This window comes from Streptomyces fagopyri (assembly GCF_009498275.1).
Taxonomy (GTDB): domain Bacteria; phylum Actinomycetota; class Actinomycetes; order Streptomycetales; family Streptomycetaceae; genus Streptomyces; species Streptomyces fagopyri.
This window is the reverse complement of record NZ_CP045643.1, coordinates 2250116-2263342: the sequence shown is the minus strand read 5'-3', so window position 1 is coordinate 2263342 and position 13227 is coordinate 2250116. Positions and strand designations below refer to the sequence as shown.

The window sequence follows — 13227 nt, the reverse complement described above, 5'->3', positions numbered from 1 at the left end:
CGGGGCGAGTCCGGGTACGGGGTGCCCGGCGGGGCCGGGTTCGGGGTGGCCCGTGAAGTCAGGGTCGGGCCGTCCGGGGAGGCCGGGTTCGGGGTGGCCCGTGAAGTCAGGGTCGGGCCGTCCCGTGAGGCCGGGCTCGGGGCGCCCCGGCGTCGTGGCCGGCGCGCGACCCGTGGACGCCGCGGCCGTGCCCGGTGTTCCGCCCGTCGCCCCGCCCGCGGTCGCGGCCGTGGGCCGGCCCGAGCGGCCCGGGGCCCGGCTTCCCGCCGGGCCGGTCACGGCGGCGAGCTCGCGTGCGGCGCTCACCGCCGGGCCCCGGCTTCGACGCGGGCGAGTTCGGCGGCGAACCGTCCACGCGGTGCCGCGGCCGCGACGAGTCCGGCGTCGTACGCCGTGTCGACGTCCCGCAGGCGCGGCAGATCGCGGACCCGCAGCCCCGCGGCGGTCAGCCGCTCCCGCTGCGCGGCCCCGGTGGTGTCCGTGGACATCGGTACGCCCCGCACGAGATCCGGGTCCGGGACGGCGAGCCCGAGCGCCCAGAAACCGCCGTCCTCCGCCGGTCCGAAGTACGCGTCGCAGGCCGCGAAGTCCACGGTGAGGAGTTCGGGCGTCACCTGCGGCGTGTCCATGCCGATGAGCAGGGCGGGACCGGCGCAGCCCGCGAGGGCGGCGGCCAGACGTTCGTCCAGGCCGCCCGCGCACTGCGGTACGACGTCGACGCCGGGCGGCAGCCACGGACCCGGCGTGCCGTCGAGGACCAGCACCCGGCGCCGTGCGGGCGTCGACGCCACCGCGAGCAGGGTGTCCACGAGTGCCGCCTCGGCGAGCGACGCCGCCTGGCGGGGCGTGAACGGCGGGGTGAGCCGGGTCTTCACCCGTCCCGGCCGCGGTTCCTTGGCGATGACGAGCAGGGTGCACAGGGTGCTCACGAGGAGGTTCCTCCTGGGGACGGGGCGGGGGCGCGGGACGGGACGGGCGGCTCCGCCAGCACGCGGCGCATGTCCCGTACCGCCTGCCAGGTGCCGCGCCAGGTGCCGGTGACCTTGGAGACGCCGGTGCGCGGGAGATACGGCACGTCGTGCTCGGTGACGCGCCAGCCGGCGTCGGCGGCGCGCACGACCATCTGCAGCGGGTAGCCACTGCGCCGGTCGGTGAGACCGAGGGCGAGCAGCGGTTCGCGGCGCGCGGCCCGCAGCGGGCCCAGGTCGTGCAGGGCCAGTCCGGTACGGCGGCGGAGCATCCGGGCGAGCGCGACGTTGCCGGCCCGCGCGTGCGCGGGCCACGCGCGTCGCCCCTGCGGGCGCCGGCGCCCCAGCACCAGGTCGGCCGCGCCGTCGCGCACCTCGCGCACGAAGGGCACGAGCAGGGACGGGTCGAGGGAGGCGTCGCAGTCGCAGAAGCAGACGATGTCGGCGGTGGCCGCGGTCAGTCCGGCGTGGCAGGCGGCACCGAACCCGCGGCGCGTCTCGCGCACGACGGTCGCGCCGAGGCCACGGGCCAGTTCCGCCGAACCGTCCGTGGACCCGTTGTCCACGACCAGCGCGCGCCAGCCGGACGGAATGCGGGCGAGCACCCAGGGCAGGGCCTCGGCCTCGTTCAGGCAGGGCAGCACCACGTCGACTACGGGGTCCGCCGGGGGAGAGGTCGTCACGGCTCTCACCCTACGAACGCGAAAGGTACATACAGGGCTTCGGCTCCTTACGAAACGCGGACGTCGAGCGGGGGAGGTCCGCGCGGAGCCGGGACCGGTGGGAGGCTGAAGCCATGCATGAGCCGTACGAATCCGCAGGTACCGGACCGGCGACGGTGCGGGACGCCGCCACCGCCCCGGCCGGCGCCCCCGCCCCCGCCGGGCACGGGGGCGCGCGTGTCCTCGTCGTCGACGACGACCCCACCGTCGCCGAGGTCGTCTCCGGCTACCTCGACCGCGCGGGCTACCTCGTGGACCGTGCCGCGGACGGGCCCGCCGCGCTCGCCCGTGCCGCCGCGCACTGGCCCGACCTGGTGGTGCTGGACCTGATGCTGCCCGGGATGGACGGTCTCGAGGTGTGCCGGCGAATGCGCGGACGCGGTCCCGTGCCCGTCATCATGCTCACCGCGCGGGGCGACGAGGACGACCGGATCCTGGGCCTGGAGGTGGGCGCCGACGACTACGTCACCAAGCCGTTCAGCCCCCGGGAACTGGTGCTGCGCGTGGAGTCCGTACTGCGCCGCGCGCGCCCGGCCACCGCCGCGCACCCGTTGCACGCGGCCGGTCTCGGCCTCGACCCGGCCGCCCGCCGCGCCACCAAGGGGAGCGTCGAACTCGCGCTCACGACAAGGGAGTTCGATCTCCTCGCCTTCTTTCTCCGGCACCCGGGCCGGGTGTTCAGCCGCGAGGACCTGATGCGTGAGGTCTGGGGCTGGGACTTCGGCGACCTCTCGACGGTCACCGTGCACGTACGGCGGCTGCGCGGAAAGGTCGAGGACGATCCGGCGAGACCCAAGCTGATCCACACGGTGTGGGGTGTGGGTTACCGCTTCGACGCCACGACGTCCGGGGAGACGGTCTGACCGTGCGTGACATCCTGCTCATCGCCCTCTTCGCCTTTCTCGGCGCCGCGGGGGCCGGCCTGCTCGGCGCGGGCACGCTGTGGCTGATCCGGCGGCGCTCGCTGACGGCGTCCCTCGCCGTGGTCGCCGCGGTGGGGGTGACCGCGATGCTCGCGGGGACGCTCGCCGTGGCGTGGGCGATGTTCCTGTCCTCGCACGACCTGACCGTCGTCACGACGGTGGTGGCCATGGCGGCTGTCGTCTCGCTGGCCACCGCGCTGCTGCTGGGCCGCTGGGTCGTGGCCCGCAGCCGGGACCTGACGCTGGCCGCCCGCTCCTTCGGTGACGGCGGTGCCTTCGCGGCCCCCGACGGTCCGGCGACCGCCGAACTTGCCGCCCTGGCACGCGAGTTGGCCGCCACCAGTGTGAAACTCGCCGAGTCACGGGACCGCGAACGGGCCCTGGAGACCTCCCGCCGTGAACTCGTCGCGTGGATCTCGCACGATCTGCGCACCCCGCTCGCCGGGCTCCGCGCGATGTCGGAGGCGCTGGAGGACGGCGTCGCCGCCGACCCGAACCGCTATCTGCGGCAGATGCGTACCGAGGTCGAACGGCTCAACGACATGGTGGGCGACCTCTTCGAACTCTCCCGTATACACGCCGGGAGCCTCGCCCTGTCCCCGTCCCGCGTCTCCGTGTACGACCTGGTGGGCGACGCCCTCGCCGGGGCCGACCCGCTCGCCCGCGAGTACGGGGTGCGGCTGATCGGCGACCGCGTGGAACCGGTGCCGGTCGAGGTGGACGGCAAGGAGATGAGCCGGGTCCTGGGCAACCTCCTCGTCAACGCGATCCGGCGGACACCGGCCGACGGCACGGTGGCGATCGCCGCGGAGCGGTCGGACCAGGGGGTGGTGCTGTCCGTCACCGACGGTTGCGGAGGCATCCCCGAGGAGGATCTTCCGCGGGTCTTCGACACCGGCTGGCGCGGCAGCCACGCGCGCACTCCGCCCGCCGGGGCGGGTCTGGGCCTGGCGATCGTCCGCGGCATCGTGGAGGCCCACCAAGGACGGGCCGCCGTGCACAACGTCCCCGGCGGCTGCCGCTTCGAGGTCACCCTGCCGCTGGCCGGCCCGGCTCTGTCGGCGCGCTGACAGCGGGTATCGGCGGAGGGGTATGTCGCGGCGGCGGACAGGGAGTTGGTCTGGGCGTCCAAGCGCTACGGCGACGTCGCGTCCCTTCGTGGGCTGGCCGCCGAGAGCTACGACCGGGGCCACCACCCCGCCGGAGCCGGGCGCCGACTCGGTGCGATGATCCTCGGCGGCTCACGCGCCGACGCGCTCCGCGACCTCCGCGTACCGACTCGGGTGATCCACGGTCTGGACGACACCCTGATCGATCCCAGCGGCGGACAGCGCACCGCCGAACCGGTGCCCGGAGCGAAGCTGCTGCTGCTCCCCGACCTGGGACACGACCGCCCCCGCGAACTCTGGCACGAGATCATCGGCGCGCTGGAGGCGCACACGGGCTGACCACTCCCGAGGGTCCTTCGGCTCTCCGGTGCGGCACACGCCGACGGGACGCCGGCGAACCTGACGGAGCCGGCCGGGGGAGGGGCACGGCGGACGCAGCCGGTGTAGTGGTCGGGCGGTCGCGGCGGACGCTGTCGGCGTAGTGGTCGCGGGTCATGGCCCACGCCGTCGCCGTGGAGCCGGCGGTCATGGCGGGCGCCGTCGTCGTAGTGGTCAGGGGCCAGGGCGGGCGCCGTCGTCGTAGTGGTCCGGTGGTCGCGGTGGGCGGCGTCGCGTCACCAGTCCGGCAGTGACTCGCCCAACAGGCGCAGCAGATCGCCGGTGGCGTCCAGCGCGCCGAGCGCGGACAGGACGGCGAGTGCGAGCACCGCCACGCCGACGGAACGCAGGTTGGGCGGCGGAGCCGTCTGCAGCGCGGCGATCCGGCGGGTGACGGCGTGTTCGGAGAAGTTCAGGGCGCAGCCCGGCCGGGCCCGCTGGGCCACCAGGGCGGCCCTGGCGAGGGCGCGGGCGGTGGTGCGCCGGTCCCCGACGCTGCGCGCGGCCTCCTCGTCGGCCCAGCGCTCCACGAGGAAGGTGACGGTGGTGCGCACCGGCCCCAGTACGGGGTTGGCCGCGGCGGCCAGGGTCACGGCGGTCGACAGCAGCGAGTGCCGGTGGGCGAGATGGGCGCGCTCGTGGGCCAGCAGGACCCGTCGCTCGGCCGGTGCCAGCGCGCCGAGCATGGCGGACGTGACCAGGATCCGGCCCGGCGTCCCCGGGATCGCGAAGGCCCGCGGGGTCGAGGACGCGGCGACGACGAGTTCGCTGTCCGCCGGATGCCCCTCGCACAGTCGTTCAAGGACGCGGCGGGTCGCCCGGTGGGAGCGCAGGGCCCGTACGAGCCGGAAGGCGATCAGCCACAGGAGAGTGATCGCGGCGACGGCGATCGCCACCGGCACCGGTTCGGGCAGGCGCCGGCCCGTCTCACCGGTCTCCGCGGCCACGAGCGGCGCCTCGTTGACGAGGGTGGCCGCGAGCAGGAGCAGCGCCCAGGTGGAGGCGGCGGCGGTCAGCACGGCCGCGACGGTGAGGACGCGGGCGGCCGGCGCGGGGGAGATCCGCCGGCCCACGTGTGACGCGGCGGCCGTCAGCAGGAGCGGCAGGAACAGCGGGATGTAGACGTCGATCCTCACGGGCCGTTCCCCCCGAGGAGGTCGCGCAGGGCCTCTTCCTCCCGGGGGCTCAGTCCGGTGACGAACTGCTGGAGGGCCGCGATCGGGTCAGGCCCGCGGTCCAGTGCCTCGTGCATGGCCTCGGCGGTCAGCTCGGCCGCGTTCTTGGCGGGCCGGTACGCGCCGCGCCGGCCGTCGACGTCACGCAGCACCAGGCCCTTGTCGTGCAGGCGCTTGAGGATGGTGTGCACGGTGTTGTAGGCGAGACCGCCGTCGATGTCGCTCTGTATCTCGGCGGGGGTGAGGGCCTTGTCGGTGGCCCAGAGGGCGGCGAGGACCTCGCTCTCCAACGCGCCGGCGCTGCGCCGTTCCGCCCTCCCTTGGGGGCCTGTGCCAGCCATGTTCGCCACCTTACAGCGCGTAGGGGTGCGGACGGTGGTGAGGGCTGACGGAGTGCGCCCCCACCCTTTTCGTCGGGATCCGACCCATTTCCCTTGTCGGCTTCCGCCTTTCACCCTACGTCTTGTAGGGTGAAAACCCTACGCTCTGTAGGGTGAAAGGCGGACGATGGCCAGGACCGTGACACCGCTCGCCCCCGCCGTCCGAGGAGGCTGAGCGGCATGGCTTCCCTCCCGCCCGGCATCACCGGGGCGGCGCTGCACAGGCGCGTCCTTCCGCACACCGCGCTGACGCTCGCCGTCCTCGCCGGCGCGGTGTATCTCGCGCGGCGCCACTGGCCGGTGATCGAGACCGGGACCGACCGGCTGGCCGTCGCCGACCACGGCTGGCTCCTCGTCGCGGCCGTCGCCACCGCGGGGACCTGGGGCTGCTCGGCGCTCGCCCAGCAGGGCGCGGTGACCCGGCCGCTGCCCGCCGGGCGGCTGGTCGCCGCGCAGTTCGCCGCGTCCGCCGCCAACCACGTGCTGCCCGCGGGCCTCGGCGCGGGCGCGGTCAACCTGCGCTTCCTGACCCGGTGCGGACTGCCGGTCGCCCGGTCGGCGACCGCGCTCGGGGTGAAGGCCACGGCCGGAGCCGTCGCCCGCGCCCTCCTGATCGCCGTGCTCGCGTCGGCCTGCCCCGGCGTACTGCGCCCGCCGGACGCCCTCGTGAGCGCCGTCGTGGTCTCGGGTGCCCTCGCCGTGACCGCCCTCGTGTTCCTGCCGGGTCCGCCGCGGCGCGCGGTGCGGGCCGTCCTGGCGGACGTGCGCGCCGTGCACGCGATCCCGGTCCGCGCCGCCGCGTTGTGGGGTGGCTCGCTGGCCTTCGCCGCGCTGCACGCCACGGTGGTCGTCGCGGTCGCGCAGTCCCTCGGACTGCCGCTGTCACCGGCCCGCGTGGCGCTGGCCTACCTCGCCGCGAGCAGCGCCGCCGTGCTGCTGCCCACCCCCGGCGGAATCGGCGCGCTGGACGCGGCCCTCGGCCTGGCCCTCACCGTGACCGGAGCGCCGGGCGGCGCGGCGGCGTCGGTGGTCCTCGGCTACCGGCTCCTCACGGTGTGGCTGCCCCTGGTGCCCGGCCTGATCGTCCTGGCGGTACTGGCGCGTCGACGGGTGCTCTGAGCGATTCGGGCGGGCCGGCGGGGGCGGGCGCGCGGCGCAGTCAGGATGCTTTCAGGATCCCGCTGGCAGGGTCGGGCCCCATGACTGAGACTTCTGAGACGTCCGGGGCGTACGCGCACAGCGGTGCCGCCCCCGGCCACCGCCTGCGCTGGAACAAGGTTCCCGAGGTCACCGCGTACTTCTGGATCATCAAGGTGCTGTGCACCACGGTCGGCGAGACCGCGGCGGACCTCCTGAACGAGAAGCTGGGCATGGGCCTGACCGGCGTGTCGCTGCTGATGAGCGCGCTGCTGGCGGCTGTGCTCGTCGTCCAGTTCCGCACCAAGGCGTACAACCCCGGCGTCTACTGGCTCGCCGTGGCCCTCATCAGTGTCGTCGGCACCCTGATCAGCGACAACCTGACCGACAACCTGGGCGTCCCGCTGACCACCAGCACCGCCGTGTTCTCCGTCGCCCTCGCGATCGTCTTCGCCGTCTGGTACCGGCGTGAGCGCACGCTGTCCATCCACAGCATCGACACGGTGTCGCGTGAGGCGTACTACTGGCTGGCGGTGCTGTTCACGTTCGCGCTGGGCACGGCGGCCGGTGACCTGGTCGCCGAGAAGATGGCTCTCGGATACTGGGTATCCGCCGTCCTGTTCGGCCTCGCCATCGCCGCCGTGGCGGTCGCCCGCTTCGCGCTCGGCCTGAACGCCGTCCTGGCCTTCTGGATCGCCTACATCCTGACCCGGCCGCTCGGCGCCTCGATCGGCGACTACCTCTCGCAGCCCACCGGCGACGGCGGCCTGGGCTTCGGCACCGTGATCACCAGCGTGCTGTTCCTGGCCGTCATCCTGGCCCTGGTGGTGTTCCTCGCGACGACGCGCAAGGACGTCACCGAGTCCGAGCGGCCGCTCGGCCGTCGGGAAGCCTGACGTCCGTGCCGACGGGGTCCGCGGGGCGTCCAGGTCGTCCAGGTCGTCCAGGTCCTGCGGGTCCTGGGGGGCCCGCGGGAAGGCCGACCGCCGGCCCGCACCCGAGGGAAGGCGGACCCCGGCCCGCACCCGCGGGAGCAACGACCGCTCACCCCGCGGGCAGGCTGACCACGAACGCCGCGCCGGCGGTGTACCGGGGGTCGTGGTCCACCTCCCCGCCGGCGGAACGGGCCAGGCGCCGCGCCAGTGGCAGTCCCAGGCCCGCCCCGCCGTGTCCGTCCCCCGGATCGGCCCGCCGGCCCGGCTGGAACAGCTGTGCCACGAACGACGGCGGTACGCCGGGACCGTCGTCGGTGATCTCGACACGTACGCCGCCGGGCTCCCCATGAGCCAGGATCGCGACCCTGGTGCGCGCGTGCCGCAGCGCGTTGTCGAGCAGGGGGCTGACGATCCGCTCCAGGAGGGCGTCCGGCACCCCGGCCGACAGCCCGGCGTCCGGGGCGGTGACGACGACCTCCACCCGCTCGCGCGCACTCCCGAGACGGTCCACCAGGCGTCCCAGCACCGGTGCCACCGCGGCCGTGCCGGGCGCGGCGGACGCGCTGTCGCGGGCCTCGTCGAGCAGGGTGTCGCAGATCGTGCGCATCGACAGGGCCGCGTCGGCGATGGCCGCGTGGACGGCCAGGGTGTCCTCGGCGGAGCGCGGACGGGCCCGCCACCAGTCGAGCTCGGCGACGATGCGGGCGAGCGGATTGCGCAGCTCGTGCGAGAGCTCCCGGGTGAGCTGACGCTCGTGGCGCAGCAGCGCCCGGATGCGGTCGAGGAGCGCGTCCAGCGAACCGCCCAGCCGTGCCAGTTCGGTGGGGCGGTCCACGCCGCCGAAACGTTCCTCGGAAGTGATGGCGCTCCACTGGGTGGCCTGTTCCGTCATCGTGCGCACGGGACGCAGCGCGCGTCCCACCGCCAGCCGGGTCAGCCCGTAGGTGCAGGCGAGCATGGCGGCGTCGAGGACGAGTGAGGCGAGGAGCAGGGTGTCGGCCGAGCCGCGGTAGGGGGACAGGTCCAGCGCGGTGACGACGGCGGCGGTGCCGTCGCCGCCGGGCACCGGCTGTGAGCACAGCCGGACGGGGTCGTGCCCGGAGGCGGTCACGCAGTGCCGCCCGCCGCGCGCCGCGAGCAGGCCGGCGGCACGGGTCAGCGGGCCGGTGACGGTGGCGGACGAGGGCTTCTCGAGCAGCCGGCCGTCCGCGTAGATCCATACGTTCGTGTCGAGGAGTTCCTCACCGGGGGTCTCCAGGACCCGTACCCGCGAGGCGCTGGTGTCGACGGTCGCCGCGACGGCGGTGGCGCGGGTGCGCAGTTCGTCGTCCGCCTGGTGCTGGAGGTGATGTCGTACGACCGTGTTGAAGGCGACGGTCAGGATCACCATGAGGAGCGTCGCGGTGGTGAGCGCGACGAGCGAGAGCCGGCCGCGCAGGGTGCGCGGCCACCAGGGGGAAACGAAGTTCCTCATGACAGGCGGTGTCCGATGCCGCGCGCGGTGGTGACGGTCAGCGTGCTGCCGCCGTCCCGGAGCTTGCGGCGCAGCCGGGTCAGGTACTGGTCGAGCGTGTTGTCGCTGACCTGGGCACCGTCGGGCCAGGCCGCCCTGATCAGCTCCCGCCTGCGCACGATGTCCCCGGAGCCCGTCATCAGCGCCGCCAGCAGCCGGAACTCCGTCGGGGTGAGGGCGACCCGGGTGCCGTGGACGGTGAGACCGTGCCCGACCGGGTCGAGGGCGATGTCGCCGGTCGTGGCGGACGGGAGGGAACCGCCGCGTCTGAGCGCCGCCCGCAGCCGGGCGGCCAGCTCGGTCAGGTGGAACGGTTTGGGCAGGTAGTCGTCACCGCCGGCCGCGAAGCCGGCGAGCCGGTCCGTGAGGTGATGATGGGCGGTCAGGAAGATGACGGGCGAGAGGAAGCCGTTGGCCCGGAGCGCCTGGCACACGTCCCGTCCGTCGGCGTCGGGCAGTCCGACGTCGAGCACGGCCGCGCCGACGCCGGCCCCGGCCAGCCGCAGCGCGGTGGCGCCGTCCGGGGCGGGCAGCGCGTCGAAGCCCTCGTCGCGCAGGCCGCGCAGCAGGACGTCGCGCAGGGCGTGATCGTCCTCGACGACCAGGATCGTGTGACGCATGGTTCTCCTTCAGCCGTTTCGGGCCCGGCTCCGCCCACTTCCGTACGGGCTCCGCCCACTTCCGTACGGGCCCGGCTCGGCCCACTTCCGTACGGGCCCGGTTCCGCCCACTTTTGTAAGGGGCCGGTTCCGCCCGTGTCCGTACGGCGTCGGCCTCGCCCTCACTCGTAAGGCGCCGCAGCGGCGCCGCGCGGGTGTCCGGCGGGGTCGCGTGGGGTGTCCCGCGGTGCCGCGGGGGTGTCCGGGGAGGTCGCCCCGGGGCCAGGGCGAGTTCCGGGCCCGCGGCGTCCGACGGGCTACGCGGACACCAGCAGCGGTCGCAGCCGTGACCGCGTCAGGCGGCCCGCGAGCGGGTCGGAGACTCTGCCGAGGAATGTCGTCAGGGCCCTCGCGATCAGCGTGCCGACCAGGACGCCGGCCACCACGTCGTGCGGGTAGTGGGCGCCCACCCAGACCCGGGCGGCGGCCATCGCACAGGCCGCCACCAGGGCGACGGTGCCGAGACGCCGGGAGACGAGGAGCAGGGCGACCGCGGCCGCGGCGGCGATGACCGCGTGATTGCTGGGGAACGACCAGTCGCCCGGCGCCGGACACGCCTCCAGCGTCCGCACCCGCAGGCTCTGGCAGGGCCGGTCCTCGCGGACGAGCAGTTTGAACACCGAGTTCACCCCGTACGCCACCACGACGATCACCGGCACCACCAGCGCGATCACCGCGGCCCGCGGGCTCTGGTGCCGCGCCTGCCACCAGCCCACGAGCATCAGGACGGCGAAGACCGCGAGCCCGTACGTCGACCAGGCCCGCACCAGCGTGTCCAGCCACGACGGGGCGTCCTGGGCGAGGCCCACGACGTAGGTGTAGGAGGATCCGTCGATCGAGGACCCGTCGAACGCGAACGTCATCCCCGCACGCCCTTCTCCACGGCGGCGGCCCTGCGCGAGCGGCGCACCTCGGCGGCGAGCGGGATCAGCGACACGACGACGATCACGGCGATGATCGGCAGGAGGTACCGGTCGATGTTCGGAACGGACGAGCCCAGCGCGTACCCGGCGAGGGTGAGGCCGAGGCTCCAGACGAGACCGCCGACGACCTGCCACAGGGTGAACGTCCGGACGGGCACCTGGAGCGCTCCCGCCATCGGGTTCAGCACCGTGCGCACCACCGGTACGAAGCGGGCCAGCACGATCGCCCTCGCATGCCCGTACCGCTCCAGCAACTCCTCCGCGCGCCGCGCCCCCGCGTGCAGCCGGGGCGAGCCGTTGCGGGCCAGCAGGGCGCCGCCCGCCTTGCGCCCGATGAGATAGCCGCACTGGGCCCCGGCCAGCGCGCCGACGGCGGCGGCGACCAGGAGAGCGGGCAGCGAGAGCTTCAGACCGCCCTGGGCCGACCCCGTGCACAGCAGGCCCGCCGTGAACAGCAGTGAGTCACCGGGCAGGAAGAAGCCGATCAGCAGGCCCGTCTCCGCGAACATCACCACGCCCACACCGAGCACGCCGAAGGCGGCGAGCAGGGACTGGGCGCTGAGAACGTTCACCGCGAGCTCGGACCCCAGCCGCGATCCGAGATGTGTTCCGAACGGTGTTCCGAGCTGTGACGCTGCGAACAAAGGTGCGGCCATCGTCGCGAGCCCTCTCATACTGGACAGGGTCGGGTGTGGTCGTGACGACACCCGAATGACTACAATGTTGTAGACGGTCTACTGAACTGTAGACGATATCGGGGTGAGGATCGTTCCCATGACCAGCGCGAAGGACGAACGCCGGCCGGCGGGTGAGCTGGAGGCCTCCGTGATGGCCGCCCTCTGGGCCGCCGACGCACCCCTCACGCCCGGCGGGGTGCAGACGCGCCTCGGGGCGGGCCTGGCCCGCACGACGGTGACGACGATCCTGTCCAGGCTGCACGAGAAGGGGATCGCGGGCCGGGAACGGCAGGGCCGTGGTTTCGCCTACTTCCCGGTCCAGGACCCGCACGGCCTCACCGCGCGCCGTATGCACACCGAGCTCGACCGGGACGAGGACCGCGAGACGGCCCTGGCCCGGTTCGTCGCCCAGCTCAGCCCCGACGACGAGCGTCTCCTGCGCGGCCTGCTGGAACCGGACGGGCATCCGGCACCGGACGGACACCCGGCACCGGACGGCCCGTCGGCACTGGACGGGCATCCGGCCGTGGACGGACATCCGGCACCGGACGGACGCCCGGCGTCAGGTGGACGACCGGAACGCGGACGCGGCGAGTAGGACGAGCAACCGCAACCCGCACGCGACTACGATCGGTGGGTCATGACCGCTCTGCTGCTCATCCCGCTCCTGGTGCCCTTCGCGGTACCGGTGGCGGCGCGGCGCTGCCTCGACCGGCTCTCGCCGGTCGCCGCGCTGTGGGCGCTGACCCTCACGGTCCTCGTACTCGCGGGCTCCTCCGTGGCCGCCCTCGGCGCACTGGTCCTCACCGGTCTGCTCAAGCTGCCGTTCCTCGCGGGCCTCGGCGACCTCGTCCAGCCGCTGCGCACGCCGTCCGACCTGGTGATCCTCCCCCTGGCGACGGCCGCCACCGGTCTGCTGACCCTCGGCGCCGGAACACTCGTCCGCTCCGCCCTGCGGCAGTCACGGGCCTTCCGCGCGGCCCGCACCGAGGCCGACGGCCGCCCCGCCGCGGGTGACCTGTGCGTGATCGAGTCGCCCCACCCCGACGCGTACGCGCTGCCCGGCCGCCCCCACCGCATCGTGGTCACCACGGGAATGCTCCGCAGCCTCGGCGCCGACGAACGCGAGGTGCTCTTCGCCCACGAGCGGGCCCACAACGCCGGGGGCCACCACCGGTTCCTCGTCGTCGCCGAACTCGCGGCGCACTGCCATCCCGGGCTCCGCCCGGTCCGCGCGGTGATCGCGCTCGCCGCCGAACGCGCCGCCGACGAGGCCGCCGCCGCCGTGGTGGGGGACCGCCGGCTGACCGCGCGCGCCATCGCGCGTGCCGCCCTCGCCGCCTCCGCCGGCCGCTCCGCCCGCCCCGACTTCGCCCCGGCGGCGACCACCGGACCCGTGCCCCAGCGGGTCGCGGCCCTCCTCGCCGTTCCCCGGCGGCGCCGCCGTGCCGCGCCCTGGATCGCCCTCCTGCTGGCCGCCTGCGCGACCGTCTCGGCGGGTACGGCGGCCACCGGTGTCCTCGCCTTCCACCACGAGGTGGAGGTCGCCCAGGGCGAGGAGCCCCGCTGACCGTCCTTCCCGCGGACGCCGGTGCGCCGCGGGTGGCCGGGCACGGTGGGCGCGGCGGCCGGGGCGACGACGGGGACGACGACGGGGGAGACGGTCCGCCCGAGGCCCCGCGAGGCTGATGTCGGATTCCCGCCAGCCCCACCCCCGCGCGTGCCCGA

General features: G+C 74.6%; 13 protein-coding genes and 2 pseudogenes. 7 read left to right on the top strand and 8 right to left on the bottom strand.

Annotation, left to right across the window (positions count from 1 at the left end; genetic code table 11):
- Window positions 1-302 precede the first annotated feature (302 nt).
- Both GFH48_RS09685 and GFH48_RS09680 read right to left on the bottom strand, forming a co-directional pair.
- The gene (locus tag GFH48_RS09685; protein ID WP_153292821.1) at window positions 303-920 is read right to left on the bottom strand and encodes a TIGR04282 family arsenosugar biosynthesis glycosyltransferase; all 618 of its coding nucleotides are present in this window, start codon (window positions 918-920) and stop codon (window positions 303-305) included.
- A 5-nt stretch (window positions 921-925) separates the two neighbouring features.
- On the bottom strand, window positions 926-1660 hold the full coding sequence (locus tag GFH48_RS09680; protein ID WP_153287869.1) for a glycosyltransferase family 2 protein: 735 nt from the start codon (window positions 1658-1660) through the stop codon (window positions 926-928).
- A gap of 104 nt (window positions 1661-1764) precedes the next feature.
- Here GFH48_RS09680 and GFH48_RS09675 point away from each other — a divergent pair, with 104 nt between their 5' ends.
- From GFH48_RS09675 to GFH48_RS09665, 3 genes and pseudogenes are all read left to right on the top strand, one after another.
- Window positions 1765-2553, top strand: a complete 789-nt coding sequence (locus tag GFH48_RS09675) for a response regulator transcription factor (RefSeq protein ID WP_153287868.1) — start codon at window positions 1765-1767, stop codon at window positions 2551-2553.
- Window positions 2554-2555: 2 nt separating this feature from the next.
- A complete protein-coding gene (locus GFH48_RS09670; protein WP_153287867.1) occupies window positions 2556-3683 on the top strand; it encodes a sensor histidine kinase in 1128 nt (375 codons plus the stop codon).
- A gap of 15 nt (window positions 3684-3698) precedes the next feature.
- Window positions 3699-4061: pseudogene (locus GFH48_RS09665) on the top strand (alpha/beta fold hydrolase); the annotation flags it as partial.
- Between the two features lie 275 nt (window positions 4062-4336).
- On the opposite strand, the gene GFH48_RS09660 reads toward GFH48_RS09665, so the two are convergent.
- A complete protein-coding gene (locus tag GFH48_RS09660; RefSeq protein WP_153287866.1) occupies window positions 4337-5236 on the bottom strand; it encodes a M56 family metallopeptidase in 900 nt (299 codons plus the stop codon).
- Window positions 5233-5616: a BlaI/MecI/CopY family transcriptional regulator gene (locus GFH48_RS09655; RefSeq protein WP_153287865.1), complete on the bottom strand. Its 384-nt coding sequence runs from the start codon at window positions 5614-5616 to the stop codon at window positions 5233-5235. Before GFH48_RS09655 ends, GFH48_RS09660 begins: the two co-directional genes overlap by 4 nt.
- A gap of 219 nt (window positions 5617-5835) precedes the next feature.
- Between GFH48_RS09655 and GFH48_RS09650 the strand changes: the two genes are divergently transcribed.
- Both GFH48_RS09650 and GFH48_RS09645 read left to right on the top strand, forming a co-directional pair.
- Window positions 5836-6774: a lysylphosphatidylglycerol synthase transmembrane domain-containing protein gene (locus GFH48_RS09650; protein ID WP_153287864.1), complete on the top strand. Its 939-nt coding sequence runs from the start codon at window positions 5836-5838 to the stop codon at window positions 6772-6774.
- A gap of 80 nt (window positions 6775-6854) precedes the next feature.
- Window positions 6855-7688: a COG4705 family protein gene (locus tag GFH48_RS09645; RefSeq protein WP_153287863.1), complete on the top strand. Its 834-nt coding sequence runs from the start codon at window positions 6855-6857 to the stop codon at window positions 7686-7688.
- Window positions 7689-7836: 148 nt separating this feature from the next.
- On the opposite strand, the gene GFH48_RS09640 is transcribed toward GFH48_RS09645, so the two are convergent.
- The 4 genes from GFH48_RS09640 to GFH48_RS09625 form a co-directional block, all read right to left on the bottom strand.
- Window positions 7837-9201 (bottom strand): sensor histidine kinase, encoded by a 1365-nt coding sequence (locus GFH48_RS09640; RefSeq protein ID WP_153287862.1) that lies wholly within the window; start codon window positions 9199-9201, stop codon window positions 7837-7839.
- Window positions 9198-9860: a response regulator transcription factor gene (locus tag GFH48_RS09635; protein ID WP_153287861.1), complete on the bottom strand. Its 663-nt coding sequence runs from the start codon at window positions 9858-9860 to the stop codon at window positions 9198-9200. The genes GFH48_RS09640 and GFH48_RS09635 overlap by 4 nt, the downstream gene beginning before the upstream one ends.
- Before the next feature lie 296 nt (window positions 9861-10156).
- Window positions 10157-10762, bottom strand: coding sequence for a phosphatase PAP2 family protein (locus GFH48_RS09630; protein WP_153287860.1), 606 nt, complete (start codon window positions 10760-10762; stop codon window positions 10157-10159).
- The gene (locus GFH48_RS09625) at window positions 10759-11478 is read right to left on the bottom strand and encodes a DedA family protein (RefSeq protein ID WP_407698704.1); all 720 of its coding nucleotides are present in this window, start codon (window positions 11476-11478) and stop codon (window positions 10759-10761) included. The genes GFH48_RS09630 and GFH48_RS09625 overlap by 4 nt, the downstream gene beginning before the upstream one ends.
- 118 nt (window positions 11479-11596) lie before the next feature.
- On the opposite strand from GFH48_RS09625, the pseudogene GFH48_RS09620 reads away from it, so the two are divergent.
- Window positions 11597-11959, top strand: a pseudogene (locus GFH48_RS09620) (BlaI/MecI/CopY family transcriptional regulator); the annotation flags it as partial.
- A gap of 180 nt (window positions 11960-12139) precedes the next feature.
- The gene (locus tag GFH48_RS09615) at window positions 12140-13069 is read left to right on the top strand and encodes a M48 family metalloprotease (RefSeq protein ID WP_153287857.1); all 930 of its coding nucleotides are present in this window, start codon (window positions 12140-12142) and stop codon (window positions 13067-13069) included.
- The last annotated feature ends 158 nt before the right edge of the window (window positions 13070-13227 follow it).